Raw genomic sequence first — 24,231 nt, forward strand, 5'->3', positions numbered from 1 at the left:
AGTCGATGACGGCAGATTTACAGTCTGCTCCCTTTGGCCGCTCGGGAACCCCACCACTGGCCTTGCTTCCTGCTTGCTGAAGCGGGGCGCATCATATCAAATGCTGGCCCGCTGTAAAGCCCGGATTCAGCGATTATAACGCGTTTGCCGCTTTTTTATTCTGACTGCTGCTTTGTCCGACAAAACAGCAGTCTTTAACCTTTACAGAATGATAGTGCGATTGCCGTAGACAAATACGCGCTGCGCCAGCACTTGATAAAGCGCGCGGCTCAGCACATTTTTCTCTACGTCACGTCCCGCACGCATCATATCTTCCGCCGTGTAGGTGTGATCCACATGGATGACGTCCTGCATGATAATCGGGCCTTCGTCCAGATTGTCATTAACGTAGTGCGCGGTAGCCCCGATAATCTTCACACCACGCTCGTAGGCCTGGTGATAAGGCCGCGCGCCGATAAAGGCAGGCAGGAACGAGTGGTGGATATTGATAATCTGATTAGGATAGCGCTGCACAAAAGCAGGCGTCAGCACGCGCATATACTTGGCCAGCACCACATAATCAGGCTGGAAACGGTCAATCTCCGCCGCCATGTTATTGTCGTGATCTTCCCGCGTCAGGCCTTCATGGCTCACCAGAATAAACGGAATATCAAAGCGTTCGACCAGCGTCCGCAGCGTTTCGTGGTTGCCGATAACCGCCGCGATTTCAACATCCAGACCGCCATAGGTGCTCTTCATTAACAGATCGCCCAGGCAATGCGCTTCTTTCGTCACCAGGATCACCACGCGGCGACGGCCCGCAGCGTTCAGCTCTCTGAACGATCCGGCAGGCAGGGCGTTGTCCAGCTCGGCCAGCAGTGTGGCATCGTTAAAAACGCCTTCCAGCTCGGTGCGCATAAAAAAGCGGCCGGTGCGATGATCAACAAACTCATTGTTCTGCACGATGTTCAGCTCGTGCTGGTAACAAATGCTGGTAATTTTGGCGATCAGGCCTTTGGCATCAGGGCAAATGGTTCGTAAAACTTTTCGTTGTAGTGTTTGCGCTTGCATTGCGATGGTAATCCTGTCAAAGCAATTCTGAGGGAATGCGGGGGACCATTACTGGCCACAACATTTTTTAAATTTTTTTCCGGAGCCGCACGGGCATCGGTCGTTTCGCCCTGTTTCGGGGAAGGTTCCGTCAACATAATACCAGCGTTGCGCCAGACGAAGAAAGCGCGAACGCTCATGAATAAAGCTGTTGCGCTGATTTTCAGAGAAACGGGCGAAGAAGGTGACGTAGCCTTCTGCATTATCCCCTGGTGCTTGTGCCTCAACTATATGTAAACTAAGCCATCTGGTCACGGCAAAGCTCTCTTCCAGGCTCTCGCGGAAGCGCGCGGCATCGCAGTCAGGATGCCAGGTGGCAATCAGGTAATCGGCATCGCCTTTGGCGTAAGCGGTATAGCGCGAGCGCATCAATGCTTGCGGCGTAGGGGGAATGCCGTCACCATTGAGCCAGGGCTGGCAACATAAGCTATACTCCAATCCGCTACAGCATGGGCAGGATTCAGACACGTTGTCTCCAGAGGATAATAAAAAGCAGAGTGAGTTTTGGGCGTCATGGTAACCGAGCTGTGTGAGTGGCGCCATTGGTTCGTTAAGCAAACACCAGAGGTGGAATGAGACAGGTTAAGATTGGGCTGGCACTGGGATCGGGTGCAGCCAAAGGGTGGGCTCATATCGGCGTGATTGAGGCGCTGGAACGAGCCGGCATCAGGATTGATGTGGTGGCAGGTTGCTCCGTGGGAGCGCTTGTCGGCGCCGCTTATGCCAGTCAACGTCTTCCTCTTCTCGCCGGTTGGGTGCAGGGTTTCAGCTATTGGGAAGTGCTGCGCCTGATGGACTTCTCCTGGCAGCGTGGCGGCCTGCTGCGCGGCGAGCGCGTGTTCAGCCATGTACGTCGCCTGCTGCCGCATACGCATATTGAGGCTTGCAGCCTGCCGTTTGGCGCCGTCACCACCAATCTCAGTACCGGACGCGAACTCTGGCTGACGGAAGGGGATCTTCATCAGGCCATTCGCGCCTCATGCAGTATGCCGGGTCTGCTTTCGCCGGTCGCCTGGAACGGCTACTGGCTGGTGGACGGTGCCGTCGTCAATCCCGTGCCCATTTCTTTAACCCGTGCGCTGGGCGCCGATATCGTTATCGCCGTCGATTTACAGCACGACGCGCATCTGATGCAGCAAAACTTACTCTCCGTTACGCCACAAACCGTGAAGCTGCCCGCTGCTGCCGATGGCTGGCGCGGCAAGCTGCGACAAAAACTGAGCGAGATAGCCCAGAAAAAAGTTAATCAAACGCCGGGAGCGATGGAAATTATGACTACCTCGATTCAGGTGCTCGAAAACAGAGTCAAGCGCAACCGGATGGCCGGCGATCCGCCGGATGTGCTGATACAGCCTTTCTGCCCGCAGATTTCCACCCTGGATTTTCATCGGGCGGAAGAGGCCATTGAGGCAGGCAGGCTTGCCGTAGAGAAAAAGATGGATGAATTGCTTCCGCTGGTCCGTCAGTACGCAATGCCGGAAGAGAAATGAACAGACTTCGGGCAAATCTGAGAGGCGCAATTGTGGTTTTTGAGCCACTATTGACTTATCTGGCGCACAAGGGGGGACAATGGAGAAGCCATTAAGCGGAAAACAGATCCTGATAGTTGAAGACGAAGTGGTTTTCCGTTCTCTGCTGGATAATTTTCTGAGCGCGCTGGGCGCCACTACCTCGCTTGCCGATGATGGCGTTCAGGCTCTGGAAAGTATGCAGCACCAGGTCTTTGACCTGATGATATGCGACCTGGCTATGCCGCGCATGAACGGTATCAAGCTGGTTGAACATCTGCGGACCCGGGGCAACCCCGTGCCGATCCTGGTGATTTCCGCCACTGAAAACATGTCTGATATCGCACACGTACTGCGCCTTGGCGTGCAGGATGTGCTGCTGAAGCCGTTAAAAGATCTGGAAAGGCTGCGCGAGGCGGTTTACGAATGCCTCTATCCCTCTATGTTTACTTCCAAAGTCGAAGAGGACGAGCAGCTCTTTCAGGACTGGGACGCCCTGGTGCGCGATCCCCAGGCGGCGGCAAAGTTGTTAAAGCAGCTGCAGCCGCCGGTACAGCAGGAAATCGCTAACTGCCGCATTAACTATCGTCAGCTGACGATGGCGGAACAGCCGGGCCTGGTGCTCGACGTCGCGGCGCTTTCTGATAAAGACCTGGCTTTTTATTGTCTGGACGTTACGCGCGCGGGCGATAACGGCGTGTTGGCCGCGTTATTATTAAGGGCATTATTTAACGGCCTGCTTCAGGATCAGCTTTCGGGTCAGGCGCAACGTCTGCCCGAGCTAAATAGTTTGCTGAAACAGGTTAATTTACTTTTACGCCAGGCCAACCTTCAGGGGCAATTTCCATTGCTGGTCGGCTATTATCACCAGGGATTAAAAAACCTTATCCTGGTTTCTGCTGGTTTAAACGCCACTCTGAATATTCATTCTCATCAAATACAGCTGAGTAATGGCGTTCCGCTTGGCACGCTGGGCAGTACGCATCTTAATCAAATCAGCCAGCGCTGCGATGCCTGGCAGTGTCAGGTGTGGGGCGCCGGCGGCAGGCTGCGCCTGATGTTGTCCACCGATTAAACGTCCCTTTCCTTTTTATCGCTGCGTGCCAGGGACAGGACCAGCGATAAGCTTTACACTTAGGTAATAGTCTTAAATTGCGTGGAAATGAATGAACCAGGATAAATCCATCCGGGTTCAGCTGATATACTCACTTCGTTTTTTAACTCGACATATCAAGTAATAACTTGAACGGCCTAAAGAGAGGTACTTAGATGTCTGCCTATAAGTCCAAAGTAAAAAAAGCGGTTATCCCTGTTGCTGGTCTGGGAACCCGTATGTTACCTGCCACCAAAGCAATTCCTAAAGAGATGCTGCCGCTGGTTGATAAGCCGTTAATTCAGTATGTCGTTAACGAGTGTATCGCTGCTGGTATCACCGAGATCGTGCTGGTAACGCACTCATCTAAAAACTCTATCGAAAACCATTTTGATACCAGCTTTGAGCTGGAAGCGATGCTGGAAAAACGCGTTAAGCGTCAGCTGCTGGAAGAAATCCAGTCTATCTGCCCGCCTCACGTGACCATCATGCAGGTACGTCAGGGTCTGGCGAAAGGCCTGGGCCACGCGGTAATGTGCGCTTATCCGGTTGTCGGTAACGAGCCGGTAGCGGTTATCCTGCCTGACGTTATCATCGACGAGTACGAATCTAACCTGGCTCAGGACAACCTGGCCGACATGATGCGTCGCTTCGATGAAACCGGCCACAGCCAGATCATGGTAGAGCCTGTAGAAGACGTGACCGCATACGGCGTGGTTGACTGCCAGGGCGCAGAGCTGAAAGCGGGCGAAAGCGCGCCGATGGTCGGTGTGGTAGAGAAGCCTAAAGCAGATAAAGCGCCATCTAACCTGGCGGTTGTGGGTCGTTACGTGCTGTCTGCGGATATCTGGCCTCTGCTGGCGAAAACGCCTCCAGGCGCAGGTGATGAAATCCAGCTGACTGACTCTATCGCTATGCTGATGGACAAAGAAACCGTTGAAGCTTACCACCTGAAAGGCATCAGCCACGACTGCGGTAACAAACTGGGCTACATGCAGGCATTCGTCGAATACGGCGTGCGTCATAATACGCTGGGTGCAGATTTCAAAGCATGGCTTGAAAGCACCGTTGGCAACGAGAAATAAGATTAATTTTTTAACCGGGACAATTCAATGAAAGTCACCGTATTTGGTATCGGCTATGTGGGTCTGGTTCAGGCTGCGGTTTTGGCCGAAGTCGGACATGACGTTCTTTGTATCGATGTCGACGCAAACAAAGTCGAGAATCTGAAGAAAGGGATCATTCCAATTTTTGAACCAGGCCTGACGCCGCTGGTGATGCAGAACTATGAGGCCGGTCGCCTTAAGTTCTCCACCAATGCGGAAGAGGGTGTTAACCACGGCATTATGCAGTTTATCGCTGTGGGCACGCCTCCGGATGAGGATGGCTCTGCAGATCTGAAATATGTCACCGCGGTAGCGCGTACGATTGCCCAACATATGAACGATCATAAAGTGGTTATCGACAAGTCAACCGTACCGGTAGGAACGGCTGACCGCGTGCGCGGCGTGATGGAAGAAACGCTGAAGGCGCGTGGCAAAGAGATCGCTTTCGATGTGGTATCTAACCCGGAATTCCTGAAGGAAGGTGCGGCGGTCAACGACTGTATGCGTCCTGAGCGTATTGTGGTAGGTACCGACAACGAAGCGGTAGTAGACCTGCTGCGCGAGCTGTATGAGCCATTCAACCGCAATCACGATCGTATGATCCTGATGGATATCCGCAGCGCCGAGCTGACCAAGTATGCGGCTAACTGCATGCTGGCAACAAAAATCAGCTTTATGAACGAGATCTCCAACCTGGCTGAACGCCTGGGTGCGGACGTCGAGAAAGTGCGTCAGGGTATTGGTTCCGACTCCCGTATCGGCTACTCCTTTATTTACCCTGGCTGCGGCTACGGCGGCTCCTGCTTCCCGAAAGACGTGCAGGCGCTGATCCGCACCGCCGAGCAGATTGGCTATAAGCCGCGTCTGCTGCAGGCTGTGGAAGACGTTAACGACTCGCAGAAGCACAAGCTGCCGGACTTTATCAAGCGTCACTTTGGCGACAACCTTCAGGGCAAAACCTTTGCGCTGTGGGGACTCTCCTTTAAGCCAAACACCGACGATATGCGTGAAGCGTCAAGCCGCGTGCTGATGGAAGCACTGTGGCAGGCCGGGGCTTCCGTTCAGGCTTTCGATCCGGAAGCGATGGACGAAGCGCAGCGCATCTATGGTCACCGCAGCGATCTTAAGCTGATGGGCACCAAAGAAGCGGCATTGCAGGGCGCAGATGGCCTGGTTATCTGCACCGAATGGCAAAACTTCCGCGCGCCGGATTTTGATGTCATTAAAAATGCGCTGAAAGAACCCGTGATTTTTGATGGTCGTAACCTGTATGATCCAGAAAGAGTCAGCAAACGCGGTTTCGTTTATTATGCAATCGGCCGCGGAGCTTCTATCCAAATTGCATAATTAACGAGGGAAGTATGAAATATCTGGTTACCGGCGCAGCAGGCTTTATCGGTTTTCATGTCGCACAACGCCTGTCAGGCGCCGGTCACCAGGTTGTCGGTCTCGACAACCTGAATGACTATTATGATGTAAAACTCAAACTCGCCCGCCTGGATTTACTCAAACCTTTTTCAAACTTCACTTTTATTGAGCTTGACCTTGCCGACAGGGAAGGGATGGCCGCGCTTTTTGCCGCCGAAGGTTTTGACCGCGTTATTCACCTGGCCGCGCAGGCAGGCGTTCGTTATTCGCTGGAAAACCCGCTGGCCTATGCCGATGCCAATCTCATCGGACATTTAAATATTCTGGAAGGATGCCGCCATAATAAAGTCGGTCATCTGCTTTATGCTTCTTCCAGCTCCGTATATGGCCTGAACCGCAAAATGCCGTTCTCAACCGACGATACGGTAGACCATCCGGTTTCCCTGTATGCGGCGACTAAAAAAGCCAATGAGCTGATGTCTCATACCTATTCTCATCTTTATGGCATCCCAACTACTGGCCTGCGGTTTTTCACCGTCTACGGCCCGTGGGGACGCCCTGATATGGCCTTGTTTAAGTTTACCCGCGCCATGATTGCGGGTGAAAAGATTGACGTATATAACAATGGCCAGATGCGCCGCGACTTCACCTATATCGACGATATTGCCGAGGCCATCGTACGTCTGCAGGACGTTATTCCTCAGCCAGACGCCAGCTGGACAGTAGAAAGCAGCAGCCCGGCGACCAGTTCGGCGCCGTATCGCGTCTATAATATCGGCAACAGCAGCCCGGTGACGTTAATGGCTTATATCGAGGCGCTGGAGAAAGCGTTAGGCATGACCGCCGAGAAAAACATGCTGCCTATGCAGCCAGGCGACGTGCTGGAGACCAGCGCGGATACCACGGCGCTTTATAAGGCGATTGGATTTAAGCCACAGACTGGTGTAGAGGAAGGCGTAAGTCGATTTGTTAACTGGTATCGCACTTTCTATCAGGTATAACGGTAATAAAAAAAGGAAGCTTCGGCTTCCTTTTTTTATGTAGCCCGGATGAAAATTCATCCGCTGAAGAAATTTACAGCATGAAATCTTCGAGTTTTTTACCCTGTTCTTCGATAGCTTTTTTGATTACGGCTGGCGTACGACCCTGGCCGGTCCAGGTTTTCGTTTCGCCATTTTCATCCACATATTTATACTTGGCAGGACGGGCAGCGCGCTTGGCTTTACCCACGCTTTTTGCAGCGTTCTGCGTAGCAAGCAGTTCATTAGGATCGATGCCGTCGGCAATCAGCATTTCACGATATTGCTGCAGTTTACGGGTACGCTCTTCGATTTCAGCCTGAGCGTGGCTCTCTTCATCACGGCGTTCGTGCACAACAACTTCCAGCTTCTCCAGCATCTCTTCTAAAGTTTCCAGCGAGCATTCTCTGGCCTGTGCACGCAGAGTACGGATGTTGTTCAAAATTTTAAGTGCTTCGCTCATTGTTCTAATCTCAAAAATTATAATGGGGGAATGTTCTGCCTGATAATAATAGAGTGCGTCATAATGAACTGCAATAGCTAATTTTGTAAGGGAAAGAAATGTGTTTATCTTTCGACGCTGACAATCCCTTATTAAGCCCTGGACAAATAGGCTTAAGATGAATAAAAGATTGATTGTTGCAACAGATAACCACTTCAGCTTACCCCAACGCCTGGAATTATAATCAAAGTTGTAGGCTTGTTTTGCTAAATGGTGTTCAAAGCTAACCCACAGAAAACGCAGTGAATAATAGCAAGATCACAATCCTTTTTTTAATCGTTAAATGCGATAAAAATAGCCGCGGTAAAACCCGTTGCGAAAAGGGGCCGGCGATTTCGCCTGTCCATTAGTACAGTCTTTACGCCAGCGGCTACGCAATACTGCACGAAAAAGGCGCGCCGCAGGGTCATCCTGGTCTTTGATGAGTGTGATACAATAATCTTAACCCGTTAAACTTTAATTCGGAGCAAGGCCAGATGGCTCAGCTTTATTTTTATTATTCCGTAATGAATGCAGGTAAATCGACTGCGCTATTGCAGTCCTCATATAACTATCATGAGCGCGGGATGCGCACGCTGGTCTATACAGCAGAAATTGATAATCGTTTTGGATCGGGCAAAGTGAGTTCGCGTATTGGCCTTTCTTCTCCAGCAAAATTGTATAATAACGACACGGCACTTTTTGATGAGATAAAAGCAGAACAGCAAATGGAACCGGTTCACTGCGTGCTGATAGATGAATCGCAATTTCTGACCAGAGAGCAGGTAAAAGCGTTATCTGACGTGGTGGATAATCTGGATATCCCGGTTCTCTGTTATGGTTTGCGAACCGATTTTCGCGGGGAGTTATTTAGCGGTAGCCACTATCTTCTTGCCTGGGCCGACAAGCTTGTCGAGCTGAAAACAGTTTGCCACTGCGGAAGAAAAGCGGGAATGGTATTAAGAGTCGATGAAAACGGCGAGCCTTACGATGAGGGCGAGCAGGTAGTGATCGGCGGCAACGAGCGCTACGTCTCGGTCTGCCGTAAGCATTATAAGGCGGCGCTTGAGCAGCACTCGCTGGAGGCGGTTTACGGGGAAAAAGGCCGCAAGCCAGCCTGAAAAGGGGAAAGGCGATGCGACAAAACCAGAGCGGTTCTTAACGCCTGATGTGCGCAGGATGATTAGCCCGGCTTAAGGATAAAAAAAACCCGCCTTGCGGCGGGTTTCAGTCAGGTTAGATTATTTTTTCACTTTCTTGCGCATTTCGACCGGCTGCGCCACCAGGGCTTCGGCTACGGAATCGAAAGGCTCTACGTATTCACGACCGTAGAAGGTATCCATCATAATTTGCTTCAGCTCGGCAATCAGCGGATAGCGCGGGTTAGCACCGGTACACTGATCGTCAAAGGCATCTTCCGCCAGCTTATCCACTTTTGCCAGGAAGTCCGCTTCCTGTACGCCAGCCTCGCGAATCGATTTAGGAATACCCAGTTCCGCTTTCATTCCTTCGAGCCACGCAAGCAGTTTTTCAATTTTCTGCGCGGTGCGGTCGCCAGGCGCGCTAAGACGCAAATGGTCGGCTATTTCAGCATAGCGGCGGCGAGCCTGCGGACGATCGTACTGGCTGAACGCCGTCTGCTTGGTTGGGTTATCGTTAGCGTTGTAGCGGATAACGTTGCTGATCAGCAGGGCGTTAGCCAGACCGTGTGGAATATGGAACTCAGAGCCTAACTTGTGCGCCATGGAGTGGCAGACGCCAAGGAAGGCGTTGGCAAAAGCGATACCGGCGATGGTCGCGGCGTTATGGACGCGCTCACGAGCAACAGGGTTTTTCGCGCCGTCACGATAGCTCGCCGGTAAATTTTCCTGCAGCAGCTTCAGCGCCTGGAGCGCCTGGCCGTCGGAATATTCGTTAGCAAGCACGGAAACATAGGCTTCCAGCGCGTGGGTCACGGCATCCAGACCGCCAAAAGCGCACAGTGACTTCGGCATGTTCATCACCAGGTTGGCGTCAACGATAGCCATATCCGGCGTCAGCGCATAGTCAGCCAGCGGATATTTCTGGCCGGTCGCGTCATCGGTCACCACCGCAAAAGGCGTAACTTCTGAACCGGTGCCGGACGTAGTGGTAATGGCAATCATCTTCGCCTTCACGCCCATTTTCGGGAACTTATAGATACGTTTACGGATATCCATAAAGCGCAGCGCCAGCTCTTCGAAATGGGTTTCGGGATGCTCGTACATCACCCACATAATTTTTGCCGCATCCATTGGCGAACCGCCGCCGAGAGCAATAATCACGTCTGGTTTGAAGGAGTTCATCTGCTCCGCGCCCTTACGCACGATGCTCAGCGTCGGATCGGCTTCGACTTCAAAGAACACTTCGGTTTCAAGGCCGTGAGATTTCAATACCGATACCACCTGATCCGCATAGCCGTTGTTAAACAGGTAACGGTCGGTAACGATAAAGGCGCGTTTGGCACCGTCGGTCGCCACTTCTTCCATGGCGATAGGCAGGGAACCGCGGCGGAAGTAGATAGACTTAGGAAGTTTATGCCACAACATATTTTCTGCTCGCTTGGCCACGGTTTTCTTGTTGATCAGATGTTTAGGTCCTACGTTCTCGGAGATAGAGTTGCCGCCCCAGGAGCCGCAGCCGAGCGTCAGTGACGGAGCAAGTTTAAAGTTATACAGGTCGCCGATGCCGCCCTGCGAAGCCGGGGTATTAATCAGAATACGCGCGGTTTTCATTCTGTCGCCGAAGTAGTTAACGCGCTCACGCTCGTTATCCTGATCGGTGTACAGGCAGGAGGTGTGACCGATACCGCCCATCGCCACCAGTTTCTCCGCTTTGCTGACCGCGTCTTCAAAATCTTTTGCACGGTACATGGCAAGCGTAGGGGAAAGTTTTTCATGCGCGAAAGGTTCGGACTCATCGACCAGCTTCACTTCGCCAATCAGGATCTTAGTGCTGGACGGTACGCTGATACCTGCCATTTCGGCAATTTTCACCGCTGGCTGGCCCACAATCGCCGCGTTCAGACCGCCGTTTTTCAGGATGATATCCTGTACAGCTTTCAGCTCTTTGCCCTGCAGCAGATAGCCGCCGTGGCTGGCGAAGCGTTCGCGTACGGCGTCGTAGGCGGAATCCACCACGATAACAGATTGTTCAGAGGCGCAGATTACGCCGTTATCGAAGGTTTTAGACATCAGGATGGAAGCTACGGCGCGTTTGATATCCGCCGTCTCGTCAATCACGACCGGAGTATTACCGGCACCGACGCCGATAGCCGGTTTACCGGAGCTATAGGCCGCTTTCACCATGCCTGGCCCGCCGGTCGCAAGGATCAGGTTAATATCCGGATGGTGCATCAGCTGATTGGAAAGCTCCACGGAAGGCGCGTCAATCCAGCCGATAATATCTTTTGGTGCACCGGCGGCAATAGCTGCCTGCAGCACGATGTCCGCCGCTTTGTTGGTGGCGTCTTTAGCGCGCGGGTGCGGAGAAAAGATAATACCGTTGCGGGTTTTAAGGCTAATCAGCGCTTTAAAAATAGCGGTGGACGTTGGGTTAGTGGTGGGTACAATGCCGCAGATCAGGCCGGTAGGTTCGGCGATAGTGATGGTGCCGAAGGTGTCATCAGTGTCGAGAATACCGCAGGTTTTCTCATCTTTATAAGCGTTATAGATATATTCAGAGGCAAAATGGTTTTTGATGACTTTATCTTCAACAATCCCCATTCCGGATTCCGCTACGGCCATTTTAGCCAGAGGAATGCGGGCGTCGGCAGCAGCCAGAGCGGCAGCGCGGAAAATCTTGTCGACCTGTTCCTGAGTGAAATTCGCGTACTCTCGCTGGGCTTTCTTTACACGTTCGACCAGTGCGTTAAGCTCAGCAACGTTAGTAACGGTCATAATGCTCTCCTGATGAAAGTTAAACTCTGTTAGTAAACAAGTCAGAACTGTCAATTATAGACAAGGGCGCCTGGTTGTTACCGAAACGTGCTGGCTTTTTGGTTTCCAGGTTCTACAGGTTTACTAAAAGAGTCTACGCATCATTACCGTTACAGGCGGTGAATCTGCGGGTAATTCCGTTTACTGAGTACAATAGTACGCACAGGTCTGGCCGATGATTTTGATGTAGATCAAGAAGCATTCATGCTGACACCTTTCAGCATCAGCCTTGCGGCCTGTTACCTGAATTTTCAATAGGCTACATTTGCCGAACAGGCTAAATTATTAGCGCTATAGTTTGCTAATATATGAATTATTAGAGTAATTAACTGCTTAAACAGCTGTCGGAGGGAGCAAATCTACGGCAGCCCGGGCTTGACCGACGCGTTAAGCGACATCCCCCTTACTGGAGTAAAGCGTGAACCCGACCATCCTCGATCTTTCAGGCTATATAAAATTTTTCGTCGGGCTTTTTGCGCTGGTAAACCCGGTCGGCATTATTCCCGTCTTTATCAGTATGACCAGCTATCAGCTGCCGGCAGCCCGTAACAAAACCAACCTGACGGCCAGCCTTTCCGTCGCCATTATTCTCTGGACCTCGCTATTTTTAGGCGACGCCATTCTGCATCTGTTCGGTATCTCGATTGATTCTTTCCGCATTGCGGGCGGAATACTGGTGGTGACTATCGCGATGTCGATGATCAGCGGCAAGCTGGGCGAGGATAAACAGAACAAGCAGGAAAAAACAGAAACCGCCGTGCGCGAAAGCGTGGGCGTAGTGCCGCTGGCGCTGCCTTTAATGGCGGGGCCTGGCGCCATCAGCTCGACCATTGTCTGGAGCACCCGCTATCACAGCTGGGTAAACCTGCTTGGCTTTAGCGTGGCGATTGCGCTTTTCGCCGTCTGCTGCTGGCTGCTGTTTCGCGCGGCACCGCTGATGGTCAGGGCGCTGGGGCAGACAGGAATCAACGTTATCACCCGTATTATGGGGCTGTTGCTGATGGCGTTGGGTATCGAATTTATCGTCACCGGCGTCAGGGCGCTGTTTCCGGGGCTGGTGGGATAAAACTCCTCACTATAAAACGGGCCTGTAGAGGCATAATCTGCGCTTAATTCACCGATGCAATAAAATGGCGCCCCAAAATTGTGCAAAAGAGTGCCGCGCTGACCTTTTTTGGTGCGAGTATTCTTCTGGCTTAACCAGCTGCGCAGATTATTAATGTAATTACTGAAAAATAACCTTTTTTCAGAAGCTCATCAGAAAATGTTATTTCAATAACAAATTTTATCGCTGTTATGATGCGTGCATCACACAGTAAATGTCATGATAAAGGTTTCATCTATTATTTTATGCTGAGAAATAGGGGTTAAAGCCTCATCTCTGCTGCAACATACAAATAACGGCAAGAAATAGCGGATTTTTAAAGAAATTATTTCCAAATCAAAGGGTTGCCTTTTGTTTTTTGTTCAAAATAAGTTATGTATTCGTTAACTTCTGCGTAATAAAAGCGAATTGGTTAACATTTTCGTTATTTTACCTTGGCGCGAAAAGTCGGCATCTGATAGGTTTTGCTGCAGCGGACAAAACTGGCATCAGATGTGCAAAGCCTGTCAGGCAACGTTTACGTCAGAAATTTTCGTACAGAGGTAGAAATCGTTTAATGAGATTATTGCTGAAGCCTCTGAAGCTGGCCGTCGCTGTCTGTAGCGCGTTGACCGCTTCCTCCCTGAGCGCTGCGCCCGCAGGCATTGCACTGGCCCCGCAGCAAAGCATCACGATTAATAACGGCGGCGAAGTCTCCACGCTCGACCCGCAAAAAATTGAGGGCGTGCCGGAAAGCAACGTGGTGATCAACCTGCTGGAAGGGCTGGTGGCGACCGACAACAATGGCCATATCGTGCCGGGTATGGCCGAGAGCTGGCACAGCGAGGCGGGCAAGGTCTGGAATTTTACGCTGCGTAAGGCCACGTGGAGCAACGGCGAGCCGGTAACCGCACAGGATTTCGTTTACAGCTGGCAGCGCCTGGCCGATCCGCATACGGCTTCACCCTATGCCAGCTATCTGCAATACGCGCATATTGAAAACATTGACGAGATCCTGGCCGGAAAAAAACCACCGACAAGTCTTGGCATCCGCGCGGTTGACGACACTCATCTACAGATAGTGCTGAGCGAGCCGGTACCTTATTTTATCGCGCTGGCGGCCTACGCGGCACTGAAGCCGGTAAACCGTAAAGCCGTCGAACAGTGGGGCGAGAAGTGGACGCAGCCTGCGCACTACGTCGGCAACGGCGCTTATACCCTCAGCGACTGGGTAATCAACGAAAAAATCGTGATGAAGCGCAATCCTCACTACTGGAACAATGCGCAGACCACTATCGAAACGGCCACCTTTCTGCCCATAACGTCTGAAGCGACCGATGTTAACCGCTATCGCAGCGGCGAAATCGATATGACCAACAGCGTGCTGCCGCCCGAGCTTTTCCCCATGCTGAAGAAAACGCTGGGCACTCAGGTGCGCGTCAGCCCGCTGCTGTGCACCTTCTATTATGAACTGAATAATAAGCGACCGCCGTTTAACGATCCGCGCGTGCGTACAGCGGTCAAGCTGACCCTGGATCGCGATATTATCGCCAACAAGATTATGGGGCAGGGGCAGATCCCGGCGGGCGGGTTTACGCCGCCTTTTATTGACGGCGCGGACTTACCTCCACCGGCCTGGATGAAGCTGACGCAGCAACAGCGCAACGAACAGGCGAAGGCCTTGCTGAGCGAGGCAGGCTACAGCGCGGAAAAACCGCTGCGTTTCCGGCTGCTTTATAACACGTCCGATTTAAATAAAAAGCAGGCTATCGCTGCGGCTTCAATGTGGCAGAAAAACCTGGGTGCGCAGGTCACGCTGGATAATCAGGAGTGGAAAACCATGCTGGATACCCGGCATCAGGGCGATTTTGAGGTGGCTCGCGCTACCTGGTGCGCCGACTACAACGAGCCTTCCACCTTTCTTAACGCCATGCAGAGCCAGTCTTCCAACAACACGGCGTTTTATAAAAGCGATAAATTCGACAAGCTGTTGGCAAAAACGCTGTCGGCTGGTGATGCCGCACAGCGCGCCTCGCTTTATCAGCAGGCCGAGCAGCAGCTCGATCGCGATTCCGCTATCGTTCCCGTCTATTACCGCGTCAGCGCAAGGTTGATCAAGCCCTGGGTTGGCGGTTTTACCGGTAAAGATCCGCAGGATCAGCCGGATATAAAATATTTATATATTATAAAGCATTGATTTGTAAGGAAGGTAATAGCTAGTGATGACAGCAGCCAGGGCAAATAAAAAACGGCCGTGACGTATTCGTTCCCCGTCATGAGCCGTGGCCCGGCAAAGAGGGATAGCTAAAGCGTCCCGGTAATAATAAAAACTGGAGTAGCAAAATGACCAACATCACGAAAAAGCGCCTGCTGGCGCTGGGTATTCTGAGCGCGCTGACCGGCATGGCATCGGCCGCTACGGTGCCCGCAGGCGTGCAGCTTGCCGCTAAGCAGGAGCTGATTAAAGGCAACGGCGACGAAGTGCAGTCGCTGGATCCCCATAAAATTGAAGGCGTGCCGGAATCTAACGTCAGCTACGACCTGCTGGAAGGGCTGCTGATCAACGACACCAACGGCCATCCCATTCCGGGCGTGGCGGAAAGCTGGGAAAACAAGGACGGCAAAGTCTGGACTTTCCATCTGCGCAACAACGCTAAATGGTCTAACGGCGAGCCGGTCACCGCACAGGATTTCGTCTACAGCTGGCAGCGCCTGGCCGATCCTAAAACGGCATCGCCTTACGCCAGCTACCTGCAATACGGGCATCTGGCCAATATCGACGATATTATCGCGGGCAAGCAGAAGCCCGACCAGCTGGGCGTAAAGGCGCTTGATGCGCACACGCTTCAGGTCACTTTGACCGAATCGGTGCCTTATTTTTATAAGCTGCTGATCCATCCATCCATGTCGCCGGTTTATAAACCCGCTATCGACAAGGCTGGCGAAAAGTGGACGCAGCCGGAAAACTGGGTCGGCAACGGCGCTTATAAGTTACAGGAACACATTATTAACGAGCGCATCGTCGTGGTGCGCAACCCGCAGTATTGGGACAACGCGCATACCGTGCTCGATAAGGTTACCTTCCTGCCGATCCCTTCTGAAGTTAACGACGTTAACCGCTACTTCAGCAGCAACGGCAGCGATATGACCTACACCAACCTGCCGATCGAGCTGTTTAAAAAGCTGCAAAAAGAGAATCCGAAGGAATTGCGCGTCGATCCTTATCTCTGCACCTATTATTACGAACTCAACAATCAGAAAGCGCCTTTTAACGATCCTCGAGTCCGCACCGCGCTGAAGCTGGGGCTGGACCGCGATATCATGGTCAACAAAGTGCTGGCGCAGGGTCAGCAGCCCGCCTGGAGCTATACACCGCCGGCCATTGACGGCGCCGATTTAGTCAAGCCGGAATGGATGAGCTGGACGCAGGAGAAGCGTAACGAAGAGGCGAAAAAACTGCTGGCGGAAGCGGGCTACACTGCCGACAAGCCGCTGACCTTCGAGCTGCTTTATAACACTTCCGATCTGCATAAGAAGCTGGCTATCGCCGTCTCGTCGATCTGGAAGAAAAACCTGGGCGTCAATATCAAGCTGAATAACCAGGAGTGGAAAACCTTCCTGGATACCCGTCATCAGGGCAATTTTGACGTGGCGCGCGCCGCCTGGTGTGCGGACTATAACGAGCCGACCTCGTTCCTGAACACCATGCTCTCCGACAGCAGCAACAATACCTCGCACTATAAATCGCCAGCCTTCGACAAAATTATGGCGTCGGCCATGGCGGCCAGCGACGAAGCGGCCCGCAGCAAAGCTTATACCCAGGCGGAGCAGCAGCTGGATAAAGATTCGACCATCGCGCCGGTGTTCTACTACGCCAATACGCGCCTGGTTAAGCCTTACGTCGGCGGCTATACCGGCAAAGATCCGTTGAACTATCTGTACGATAAAAATCTCTACATCATCAAACACTAAAAAAATCGGGGGAAGGAACGCTTCCCCCATGTAATTCTTTTGAGCAGTGCTGAAGCACAGGCCAGCAGGTACGGGCAATGTTAAAATTTATTTTTCGTCGTTTTCTGGAAGCGATTCCGACGTTACTGATCCTGATTACTATCTCTTTCTTTATGATGCGCCTCGCACCCGGCAGCCCTTTTACCGGCGAGCGTACGCTGTCGCCCGAAGTGATGGCGAACATCGAAGCCAAATATCATTTAAACGATCCCATCTGGAAACAGTATCTGGACTATTTGATCCAGCTGGCGCGCGGCGACTTTGGGCCGTCGTTTAAATACAAAGACTATTCGGTCAACTACCTGGTCGGACACGCCTTTCCGGTATCGGCCAAACTGGGTTTTGCTGCTTTTATCCTGGCGATTGTGCTGGGCGTGACGGCGGGCGTAATAGCCGCGCTGAAGCAGAACAGCAAATGGGATTTCCTGGTGATGGGCGTGGCGATGACCGGCGTGGTGATCCCCAGCTTTGTGGTGGCGCCGCTGCTGGTGCTGGTGTTCGCCATCGTGCTGAAATGGCTGCCGGGCGGCGGCTGGAACGGCGGGGCTATCCAGTACATGATTTTGCCGATGGTGGCGCTGTCGCTGGCCTATATCGCCAGTATCGCCCGCATCACGCGCGGATCGATGATCGAGGTGCTTCACGCCAACTTTATCCGCACGGCGCGCGCGAAAGGGCTGCCGATGCGCCGCATTATTCTGCGCCACGCGTTGAAGCCTGCGATGCTGCCGGTGCTCTCCTACCTTGGCCCGGCGTTTGTCGGCATTATTACCGGTTCAATGGTTATCGAAACCATTTACGGCCTGCCGGGCATTGGGCAGCTGTTCGTGAATGGCGCGCTGAACCGCGACTACTCGCTGGTGCTCAGCCTGACCATTCTGGTCGGCGTGTTGACCATTCTTTTTAACGCGATCGTTGACGTGCTTTATGCGGTTATCGATCCAAAAATTCGTTATTAATCGCGGAGTTCGCCATGATACTGAGTAAGAAAAACAGCGAAGCTCTCGACGCCTTTAGCGAAAAGCTGGAGATCGAAGGCCGCAGCCTGTGGCAGGACGCCCGCCGTCGCTTTATTCATAACCGGGCGGCGCTGGCCAGCCTGAGCGTGCTGGTGCTGATTGCGCTCTTTGTGATCTTCGCGCCCATGCTCTCCTCGTTCACCTACGATGATACCGACTGGGGCATGATGTCCAGCGCGCCGGATATGGTGTCTAAGCACTACTTCGGCACGGACTCGTCGGGACGCGATCTGCTGGTGCGCGTGGCGATCGGCGGACGGATCTCGCTGATGGTCGGCATCGCTTCCGCGCTGGTGGCGGTGCTGGTGGGCACGCTTTACGGCTCGCTGGCCGGTTACCTTGGCGGCAAAGTCGATTCGGTGATGATGCGCCTGCTGGAAATCCTTAACTCCTTTCCGTTTATGTTCTTCGTGATCCTGCTGGTGACCTTTTTTGGCCGTAATATCCTGCTGATTTTCGTGGCGATCGGGCTGGTTTCCTGGCTGGATATGGCGCGTATCGTGCGCGGCCAGACGCTGAGCCTGAAGCGCAAAGAGTTTATCGAGGCGGCGCATGTCGGCGGCGTCTCTACCGCCAGCATCGTGCTGCGCCATATCGTGCCTAACGTGCTGGGCGTGGTGGTGGTTTATGCCTCGCTGCTGGTGCCGAGCATGATCCTGTTTGAATCCTTCCTCAGCTTCTTAGGCCTGGGCACGCAGGAGCCGTTGAGCAGCTGGGGCGCGCTGCTCAGCGACGGCGCCAACTCGATGGAAGTCTCGCCGTGGCTGCTGCTGTTCCCGGCCGGTTTTCTGGTGGTGACGCTGTTCTGTTTCAACTTTATCGGCGATGGTCTGCGTGATGCCCTCGACCCGAAAGATCGCTAAGGAGTTTCCCGATGAACGTTACACAATTACAGCCAGCGATGGCCACGCAGGCGGGAAGCGAACTGCTGCTGTCGGTAAAAGATTTGCGCGTGACTTTCACCACGCCGGACGGCGATGTGACCGCCGTTAACGACCTTAATTTTGACCTGCGGGCGGGCGAAACGCTGGGCATCGTCGGCGAGTCCGGCTCCGGCAAGTCGCAGACGGCTTTTGCGCTGATGGGGCTGCTGGCGGGCAACGGGCGCATCGGCGGCTCGGCGCGTTTTCGCGGTAATGAGATCCTTAATCTACCGGAAAAGCAGCTTAACCGGCTGCGGGCCGAGCAGATCGCGATGATTTTTCAGGATCCCATGACCTCGTTGAATCCCTATATGCGGGTGGGCGAGCAGCTGATGGAAGTGCTGCAGCTGCATAAAGGCTTGAGCAGCGCGCAGGCTTTTGAAGAATCGGTGCGGATGCTGGATGCGGTGAAAATGCCCGAGGCGCGCAAGCGCATGAAGATGTATCCGCACGAGTTCTCCGGCGGGATGCGGCAGCGCGTGATGATCGCGATGGCGCTGCTGTGTCGGCCTAAGCTGCTGATTGCCGACGAACCGACCACGGCGCTGGACGTCACCGTGCAGGCGCAAATTATGACGCTGCTCAACGATCTGAAAAGAGAGTTCAACACCGCGATTATTATGATCACCCATGATTTGGGCGTGGTGGCGGGCATCTGCGATCGCGTGCTGGTGATGTATGCCGGACGTACGATGGAGTACGGCAAAGCGCGCGATATCTTCTATCAGCCAACGCACCCTTATTCGATTGGTTTGCTCAACGCCGTGCCGCGCCTCGACGCGGAGGGCGAATCCCTGACCACCATTCCCGGCAATCCACCCAACCTGCTGCGGCTGCCAAAAGGCTGTCCGTTTCAGCCTCGCTGCCCCCACGCGATGGAAATTTGCGCCACGATGCCGCCGCTGGAGCCGTTTGGACAGGAGCGGCTGCGCGCCTGCTTTAAACCTGCGGAGGAGCTGGTATGAGCACGACAGAAAAGAACGTTCTGCTGGAAATCGCCGATCTGAAAGTGCATTTCGCGATCAAAGACAGCGGGCAGTGGTTCTGGCAGCCGCCGAAAACGCTGAAGGCCGTGGACGGCGTCAGCCTGCGCCTGTACGAAGGCGAAACCCTGGGCGTGGTGGGCGAGTCCGGCTGCGGGAAATCAACGCTGGCCCGCGCCATCATCGGGCTGGTCAAGGCCACGGAAGGGCGCGTCGCCTGGCTGGGCCGCGACCTGCTGGGGCAAAGCGAAGAGGAGTGGCGCAGGGCGCGTAGCGATATCCAGATGATATTTCAGGATCCGCTGGCCTCGCTGAATCCGCGTATGACCATCGGCGATATTATTGCTGAACCGCTGCGTACCTATCATCCCAAAATGGCGCGTCAGGAAGTCAAAGAGCGGGTCAAAACAATGATGATGAAGGTGGGGCTGCTGCCGAACCTGATTAACCGCTACCCGCACGAATTTTCAGGCGGCCAGTGCCAGCGCATCGGCATTGCCCGGGCGTTAATTCTGGAGCCCAAACTGATTATCTGCGACGAGCCGGTTTCCGCGCTGGATGTTTCTATCCAGGCGCAGGTGGTCAACCTGCTCCAGCAGCTACAGCGCGAGATGGGGCTGTCGCTGATCTTTATCGCCCACGATCTGGCGGTGGTAAAACATATCTCCGATCGCGTGCTGGTGATGTATCTGGGTCATGCGGTAGAGCTGGGCACCTATGATGAGGTTTATCAGAACCCGCAGCATCCTTACACCAGGGCTTTAATGTCCGCCGTGCCGATCCCCGATCCCGATCTGGAGAAAAACAAGGTTATCCAGCTGCTGGAAGGGGAGCTGCCTTCGCCGATCGATCCGCCGTCGGGCTGCGTATTTCGCACCCGCTGTCCGATAGCCGGGCCGGAGTGTGCCAAAACGCGTCCGCTGCTGGAAGGCAGCTTCCGTCATGCGGTCTCCTGCCTGAAGGTCGATCCGTTATAAAAACCAGACCGCATCCCGGCGACGGGATGCGGCTGCGGTTTATTCACGCCACAGAATATGGCAGAGCTTGTGGTCTTTTTCGCGGCACAGCAGGACGCGAGCGAAGATATCGGTCACCGGGTCGCCGTCGTTTTCTCCCAGGCCAATCACCACCTCGGCAAAAAAGTCCGGGTTCAGATCGAAATCCACATGCTCGGCCCAGTCCTCGGCGGGATCGTGCAGCTCTGCACCGCCGCGCTCTTCAAACTGAAGATTAAAGAGCAGGATATCGGCCGGATCGAGATTATCGCCCGCCAGCTCCAGAAAAATATCGTAGGCCTGTTCCAGGGTTTCATCTTCGGTAAGGCGGTTATTTAAATCCATAAAATTTCCCATAATGCCCGTCAGGGCTGTGCAATGCCGCTCGTTTTACAACAGCGGGCTGAAGAAATAAAACAGTCGTTCGACAATCCTCTGCCACCAGGCGCGCCGCGTCCACTGTTTTGCATCCAGCAGCCGCGAACGGGCGATATAATCATCCTGTACGCGCGCCAGATCGCCGCCGAAACCGTCATCATCAATCACCAGCGTAATCTCGAAATTGAGCCACAGGCTGCGCATATCCAGGTTAACCGTGCCGATGAGGCTCAGCTGCCCGTCAACCAGCACGCTCTTGGTATGCAGCAGGCCTTCTTCAAACTGATAAATTCTGACGCCCGCTTCCAGCAGTTCCGCAAAAAAAGCGCGGCTCGCCCAGCCTACCAGCAGTGAATCATTATGTCTTGGCACGATAATGCTCACCTCGACGCCGCGCTGCGCGGCGGTACAGATAGCGTGCAGCAAATCGTCGCTGGGTACGAAATAGGGCGTGGTCATAATCAGCTGCTCGCGCGCCGAATAGACGGCGGTCAGCAGCGCCTGGTGAATCAGATCTTCAGGAAAGCCCGGCCCGGAGGCGATAACCTGAATGGTGTGGCCGCTTTCCTGCTCGAAAGGCATAATAGTGCCGTCCGGCGGCGGCGGCAGAATGCGCTTGCCGGTTTCAATCTCCCAGTCGCAGGAGTAGATGATGCCCATGGTGGTTGCCACCGGGCCTTCCATGCGCGCCATCAGGTCAATCCACTGGCCCACGCCCGCATCCTGTTTAAAAAAGCGCGGATCGACCAGGTTCATGCTGCCGGTATAGGCAATATAGTTATCGATCAGCACCACTTTGCGATGCTGGCGCAGATCCATGCGGCGTAAAAAGACGCGCAGCAGGCTGACTTTCAACGACTCCACGACATCAATGCCCGCGTTGCGCATCATCGCGGGCCAGTCGCTGCGGAAAAACTGCACGCTGCCGGCGGAGTCCAGCATCAGCCGACAGTGAACGCCGCGCCGCGCCGCCGCCATCAGCACTTCCGCCACTTCATCCGCCATGCCGCCGGGCTGCCAGATATAAAACACCATCTCGATATTATGGCGAGCCAGCTGGATATCGCGGATCAGTGCCTGCATCGTATCGTCCGTAGAGGTGAGCAGCTGTAGCTGGTTACCTTTTACCCCGGCGATACCCTGACGGTTTTCACAAAGCTGAAACAGCGAGCGCGCCACGTCGCTGTTATCACGGGCAAAAATATGGTGACAGGATTTCAGATCGTTCAGCCATTTGGCGGTGGAAGGCCACATGGTGCGGGCGCGTTCGGCACGACGCTTCCCCAGATGCAGCTCGCCAAAGGAAAGATAGGCGACGATGCCTACCAGAGGGAGAATATAAATAATCAGCAGCCAGGCCATCGCCGAAGGCACCGCGCGGCGCTTCATCAGAATGCGCAGCGTGACCCCGGCAATTAGCAGCCAGTAACCAAACAGCAGCAGCCAGCTCATTAAAGTATAAAAAGTCGTCATAAAAGCGGAAGTCCTGTTCACCTCTGATTACAGGAGTTTACGTGCAGATCGGAGCGGACGAAACCTTTTCCTCAAGTCATCGGACTTGGCGTAGAGACAGAAGTCTTTATAATGCGGCGCGAGTTTTTGCAAGCGAAGAGGGTAATATGAGACGGAGTAGAAATGAAGTCGCACGCTGGCGCATGTCGCGTCAAATTCAGCGCCGACGGGCGCGCTGGCTGGAAGGGCAGTCGAGACGCTACGGACGGATGCACGCCATTCGCCATCAGCTAAGCCAACAGCAGCGTCGTTCTATTCTGTTTATTACCCAGCTGGTCTGAGCGTAAATACCCGGCCTTGCGCCGGGTTTCTTTTACTGCCTGCGCCTCAGGCGCCCGGCATCCAGGCGCCGCTGGCGATAAACCATATCAGCAGCGCCGCGCCTGCTATACCGACCGCGGCCGGGAAAAGATAGCCAATTTTCATCAGGGTTCCAGGCGGAAGGCGTTAAAACGTGCGCTTAAATGGTTTAACGGCAACCTGCTTATACACGCCCGCGGCGATATAAGGATCGTCCTGCGCCCAGGATTGCGCCTCTTCCAGCGACGAGAACTCGGCGATCACGGTAGAGCCGGTAAAGCCCGCCACGCCAGGTTCGTTGCTGTCCACCGCCGGCATCGGCCCGGCGATAATCAGGCGTCCCTCATCCTGTAACAGCTGCAAACGTGCCACATGCGCGGGGCGAACCGCCTGCCGCTTTGTCAGTGAATCCGCATTATCTTCTGCATAAATTACGTAGAGCACGTTAACTCCTGTCCATCGCTAATGATTGGCGATCACGTTAAGGCATCGTTCGCTATTCTGCAAATGAAAGATGCTCTTGCAGGCGCGGCGCGTAAGGCTAACCGATTTTCTGACAAATTCACGCCTGAAAAGAGGCGAGTTGTTGAAACTGATTGCTATTTGCATTTAAACTTACGCCTCAACTTTTACAGCAGAAAGATTATGACGACGCTGACAGAAACTTCATTTCCTCGCCGACTTTCGCTACCGACCCTGCTTTCCGTGGGTCTGCACGCCGTGGTGATTGGCGGAATACTTTATGCTTCTTTTCACCAGACCGTGGAAGTGCCAAAAGCGTCTCAGCCTATCAGCGTCTCTCTGGTCGCGCCGGAAGTGCAGCCGGAGCCACAGCCAGCGCCCCAGCCCGCGCCGCAGCCGGTAGCGGAGCCTGAACCCGAACCTGAACCCGTGCCGGAGCCGGAGCCGCCTAAAGCGGAACCGGTGCCGATCCCGAAACCCGTTCCCAGGCCTAAACCCAAACCTAAGCCTAAAAAGGAAGTGGTGAAGCCGAAGAAAGAGGTGAAGCCGCGCGAGGAGCCTCGCCAGGCCGCGCCGTTGAATAACGATCGTACGGCTACCGCGACCAAACCTTCTACCGCGCCGAAAACATCGGCAGCGCCTTCAACGGCCGTCTCTTCCGGCCCGAAAGCGATGAGCATTGGCAAACCGGCCTATCCGTCACGCGCCTTTGCGCTGCGTCTGGAAGGGCATGTTCGCGTGCAATTTGACGTGGACAGCTCGGGGCAGGTGGGAAATATCCGCATTCTCGAGGCCGAGCCGCGCAATATGTTCGAGCGTGAAGTGAAAAACGCCATGCGTAAGTGGCGCTATGAGGCGGGCAAGCCGGGCAAGGATTTGAAAATGAACGTTGTCTTTAAAATCAACGGCGGCAGCAGCATTGAGTAACGGGTGATGTTGCCCAT

23 protein-coding genes are annotated in these 24,231 nt (G+C 53.9%); 15 read left to right on the forward strand and 8 right to left on the reverse strand.

The features are described from left to right. Positions 1-201 precede the first annotated feature (201 nt). A complete protein-coding gene (purU, locus tag QCD69_RS07785; RefSeq protein ID WP_125287754.1) occupies positions 202-1,050 on the reverse strand; it encodes a formyltetrahydrofolate deformylase in 849 nt (282 codons plus the stop codon). 48 nt (positions 1,051-1,098) lie between these two features. Further along, positions 1,099-1,557: a YchJ family protein gene (locus QCD69_RS07790; protein WP_253453771.1), complete on the reverse strand. Its 459-nt coding sequence runs from the start codon at positions 1,555-1,557 to the stop codon at positions 1,099-1,101. 104 nt (positions 1,558-1,661) lie between these two features. Between QCD69_RS07790 and rssA the strand changes: the two genes are divergently transcribed. The 5 genes from rssA (at position 1,662) to QCD69_RS07815 (ending at position 7,165) form a co-directional block, all read left to right on the forward strand. Then, positions 1,662-2,579: a patatin-like phospholipase RssA gene (rssA, locus tag QCD69_RS07795; RefSeq protein WP_253453773.1), complete on the forward strand. Its 918-nt coding sequence runs from the start codon at positions 1,662-1,664 to the stop codon at positions 2,577-2,579. A 79-nt stretch (positions 2,580-2,658) separates the two neighbouring features. After that, on the forward strand, positions 2,659-3,672 hold the full coding sequence (rssB, locus tag QCD69_RS07800) for a two-component system response regulator RssB (protein WP_301251621.1): 1,014 nt from the start codon (positions 2,659-2,661) through the stop codon (positions 3,670-3,672). A gap of 194 nt (positions 3,673-3,866) precedes the next feature. After that, positions 3,867-4,775 (forward strand): UTP--glucose-1-phosphate uridylyltransferase GalU, encoded by a 909-nt coding sequence (gene galU, locus QCD69_RS07805; protein WP_125287750.1) that lies wholly within the window; start codon positions 3,867-3,869, stop codon positions 4,773-4,775. A gap of 27 nt (positions 4,776-4,802) precedes the next feature. Beyond that, the gene (locus QCD69_RS07810) at positions 4,803-6,143 is read left to right on the forward strand and encodes a UDP-glucose dehydrogenase family protein (RefSeq protein ID WP_253453776.1); all 1,341 of its coding nucleotides are present in this window, start codon (positions 4,803-4,805) and stop codon (positions 6,141-6,143) included. 14 nt (positions 6,144-6,157) lie between these two features. Next, positions 6,158-7,165, forward strand: a complete 1,008-nt coding sequence (locus tag QCD69_RS07815) for an NAD-dependent epimerase (RefSeq protein ID WP_301251623.1) — start codon at positions 6,158-6,160, stop codon at positions 7,163-7,165. A gap of 73 nt (positions 7,166-7,238) precedes the next feature. Here the strand turns inward: QCD69_RS07815 and hns are convergent, their stop codons facing one another. After that, positions 7,239-7,646 carry a histone-like nucleoid-structuring protein H-NS gene (gene hns, locus QCD69_RS07820; RefSeq protein WP_253453780.1) on the reverse strand — a complete coding sequence of 136 codons (408 nt, stop codon included), beginning with the start codon at positions 7,644-7,646 and terminating at the stop codon, positions 7,239-7,241. A 515-nt stretch (positions 7,647-8,161) separates the two neighbouring features. Between hns and tdk the strand changes: the two genes are divergently transcribed. Next, entirely contained in the window at positions 8,162-8,785 is a 624-nt protein-coding gene (tdk, locus tag QCD69_RS07825) for a thymidine kinase (protein ID WP_125287746.1), read from the forward strand. A gap of 120 nt (positions 8,786-8,905) precedes the next feature. Here tdk and adhE read toward each other — a convergent pair whose 3' ends face one another. Continuing rightward, positions 8,906-11,581 (reverse strand): bifunctional acetaldehyde-CoA/alcohol dehydrogenase, encoded by a 2,676-nt coding sequence (adhE, locus tag QCD69_RS07830; protein WP_301251624.1) that lies wholly within the window; start codon positions 11,579-11,581, stop codon positions 8,906-8,908. Positions 11,582-12,038: 457 nt separating this feature from the next. On the opposite strand from adhE, the gene QCD69_RS07835 reads away from it, so the two are divergent. The 7 genes from QCD69_RS07835 (at position 12,039) to oppF (ending at position 20,617) form a co-directional block, all read left to right on the forward strand. Then, positions 12,039-12,686: a YchE family NAAT transporter gene (locus QCD69_RS07835; protein ID WP_125287744.1), complete on the forward strand. Its 648-nt coding sequence runs from the start codon at positions 12,039-12,041 to the stop codon at positions 12,684-12,686. Positions 12,687-13,281: 595 nt separating this feature from the next. After that, on the forward strand, positions 13,282-14,901 hold the full coding sequence (locus QCD69_RS07840; protein ID WP_301251625.1) for an ABC transporter substrate-binding protein: 1,620 nt from the start codon (positions 13,282-13,284) through the stop codon (positions 14,899-14,901). Between the two features lie 146 nt (positions 14,902-15,047). Beyond that, positions 15,048-16,676, forward strand: a complete 1,629-nt coding sequence (gene oppA, locus QCD69_RS07845; RefSeq protein ID WP_253453788.1) for an oligopeptide ABC transporter substrate-binding protein OppA — start codon at positions 15,048-15,050, stop codon at positions 16,674-16,676. 77 nt (positions 16,677-16,753) lie between these two features. Then, positions 16,754-17,674: an oligopeptide ABC transporter permease OppB gene (gene oppB / locus QCD69_RS07850; protein WP_253453790.1), complete on the forward strand. Its 921-nt coding sequence runs from the start codon at positions 16,754-16,756 to the stop codon at positions 17,672-17,674. 14 nt (positions 17,675-17,688) lie between these two features. Further along, a complete protein-coding gene (oppC, locus tag QCD69_RS07855) occupies positions 17,689-18,597 on the forward strand; it encodes an oligopeptide ABC transporter permease OppC (RefSeq protein WP_125287740.1) in 909 nt (302 codons plus the stop codon). Positions 18,598-18,608: 11 nt separating this feature from the next. Then, positions 18,609-19,622 carry an ABC transporter ATP-binding protein gene (locus QCD69_RS07860; RefSeq protein ID WP_253453792.1) on the forward strand — a complete coding sequence of 338 codons (1,014 nt, stop codon included), beginning with the start codon at positions 18,609-18,611 and terminating at the stop codon, positions 19,620-19,622. Next, positions 19,619-20,617 (forward strand): murein tripeptide/oligopeptide ABC transporter ATP binding protein OppF, encoded by a 999-nt coding sequence (gene oppF / locus QCD69_RS07865; protein ID WP_253453794.1) that lies wholly within the window; start codon positions 19,619-19,621, stop codon positions 20,615-20,617. Before QCD69_RS07860 ends, oppF begins: the two co-directional genes overlap by 4 nt. Before the next feature lie 39 nt (positions 20,618-20,656). Here the strand turns inward: oppF and QCD69_RS07870 are convergent, their stop codons facing one another. Continuing rightward, a complete protein-coding gene (locus QCD69_RS07870) occupies positions 20,657-20,980 on the reverse strand; it encodes an HI1450 family dsDNA-mimic protein (RefSeq protein WP_125287737.1) in 324 nt (107 codons plus the stop codon). A 45-nt stretch (positions 20,981-21,025) separates the two neighbouring features. Then, positions 21,026-22,486: a cardiolipin synthase gene (cls, locus tag QCD69_RS07875; RefSeq protein ID WP_253453797.1), complete on the reverse strand. Its 1,461-nt coding sequence runs from the start codon at positions 22,484-22,486 to the stop codon at positions 21,026-21,028. A gap of 146 nt (positions 22,487-22,632) precedes the next feature. Here cls and QCD69_RS07880 point away from each other — a divergent pair, with 146 nt between their 5' ends. Further along, positions 22,633-22,806, forward strand: a complete 174-nt coding sequence (locus tag QCD69_RS07880) for a YciY family protein (protein ID WP_125287735.1) — start codon at positions 22,633-22,635, stop codon at positions 22,804-22,806. 46 nt (positions 22,807-22,852) lie between these two features. On the opposite strand, the gene QCD69_RS07885 is transcribed toward QCD69_RS07880, so the two are convergent. Both QCD69_RS07885 and QCD69_RS07890 read right to left on the reverse strand, forming a co-directional pair. After that, on the reverse strand, positions 22,853-22,951 hold the full coding sequence (locus QCD69_RS07885; RefSeq protein ID WP_148101246.1) for a YoaK family small membrane protein: 99 nt from the start codon (positions 22,949-22,951) through the stop codon (positions 22,853-22,855). Between the two features lie 21 nt (positions 22,952-22,972). Beyond that, positions 22,973-23,269, reverse strand: a complete 297-nt coding sequence (locus tag QCD69_RS07890; RefSeq protein ID WP_253453799.1) for a YciI family protein — start codon at positions 23,267-23,269, stop codon at positions 22,973-22,975. 201 nt (positions 23,270-23,470) lie between these two features. Here QCD69_RS07890 and tonB point away from each other — a divergent pair, with 201 nt between their 5' ends. Beyond that, entirely contained in the window at positions 23,471-24,214 is a 744-nt protein-coding gene (tonB, locus tag QCD69_RS07895) for a TonB system transport protein TonB (RefSeq protein ID WP_301251630.1), read from the forward strand. Positions 24,215-24,231 lie beyond the last annotated feature (17 nt).

The sequence above is a fragment of the Erwinia sp. PsM31 genome (assembly GCF_030433775.1).
In the GTDB taxonomy this organism is placed as follows: Bacteria; Pseudomonadota; Gammaproteobacteria; order Enterobacterales; family Enterobacteriaceae; genus Erwinia; species Erwinia aeris.

Bases quoted from the DNA above. Each gene is read 5' to 3' on its own strand.
- purU (WP_125287754.1), bottom strand. From the start codon at position 1,050: ATGCAAGCGCAAACACTACAACGAAAAGTTTTACGAACCATTTGCCCT.
- rssA (WP_253453773.1), top strand. From the start codon at position 1,662: ATGAGACAGGTTAAGATTGGGCTGGCACTGGGATCGGGTGCAGCCAAA.
- rssB (WP_301251621.1), top strand. From the start codon at position 2,659: ATGGAGAAGCCATTAAGCGGAAAACAGATCCTGATAGTTGAAGACGAA.
- galU (WP_125287750.1), top strand. From the start codon at position 3,867: ATGTCTGCCTATAAGTCCAAAGTAAAAAAAGCGGTTATCCCTGTTGCT.
- QCD69_RS07810 (WP_253453776.1), top strand. From the start codon at position 4,803: ATGAAAGTCACCGTATTTGGTATCGGCTATGTGGGTCTGGTTCAGGCT.
- QCD69_RS07815 (WP_301251623.1), top strand. From the start codon at position 6,158: ATGAAATATCTGGTTACCGGCGCAGCAGGCTTTATCGGTTTTCATGTC.
- hns (WP_253453780.1), bottom strand. From the start codon at position 7,646: ATGAGCGAAGCACTTAAAATTTTGAACAACATCCGTACTCTGCGTGCA.
- tdk (WP_125287746.1), top strand. From the start codon at position 8,162: ATGGCTCAGCTTTATTTTTATTATTCCGTAATGAATGCAGGTAAATCG.
- adhE (WP_301251624.1), bottom strand. From the start codon at position 11,581: ATGACCGTTACTAACGTTGCTGAGCTTAACGCACTGGTCGAACGTGTA.
- QCD69_RS07840 (WP_301251625.1), top strand. From the start codon at position 13,282: ATGAGATTATTGCTGAAGCCTCTGAAGCTGGCCGTCGCTGTCTGTAGC.
- oppA (WP_253453788.1), top strand. From the start codon at position 15,048: ATGACCAACATCACGAAAAAGCGCCTGCTGGCGCTGGGTATTCTGAGC.
- oppB (WP_253453790.1), top strand. From the start codon at position 16,754: ATGTTAAAATTTATTTTTCGTCGTTTTCTGGAAGCGATTCCGACGTTA.
- oppC (WP_125287740.1), top strand. From the start codon at position 17,689: ATGATACTGAGTAAGAAAAACAGCGAAGCTCTCGACGCCTTTAGCGAA.
- QCD69_RS07860 (WP_253453792.1), top strand. From the start codon at position 18,609: ATGAACGTTACACAATTACAGCCAGCGATGGCCACGCAGGCGGGAAGC.
- oppF (WP_253453794.1), top strand. From the start codon at position 19,619: ATGAGCACGACAGAAAAGAACGTTCTGCTGGAAATCGCCGATCTGAAA.
- QCD69_RS07870 (WP_125287737.1), bottom strand. From the start codon at position 20,980: ATGGATTTAAATAACCGCCTTACCGAAGATGAAACCCTGGAACAGGCC.
- cls (WP_253453797.1), bottom strand. From the start codon at position 22,486: ATGACGACTTTTTATACTTTAATGAGCTGGCTGCTGCTGTTTGGTTAC.
- QCD69_RS07880 (WP_125287735.1), top strand. From the start codon at position 22,633: ATGAGACGGAGTAGAAATGAAGTCGCACGCTGGCGCATGTCGCGTCAA.
- QCD69_RS07885 (WP_148101246.1), bottom strand. From the start codon at position 22,951: ATGAAAATTGGCTATCTTTTCCCGGCCGCGGTCGGTATAGCAGGCGCG.
- tonB (WP_301251630.1), top strand. From the start codon at position 23,471: ATGACGACGCTGACAGAAACTTCATTTCCTCGCCGACTTTCGCTACCG.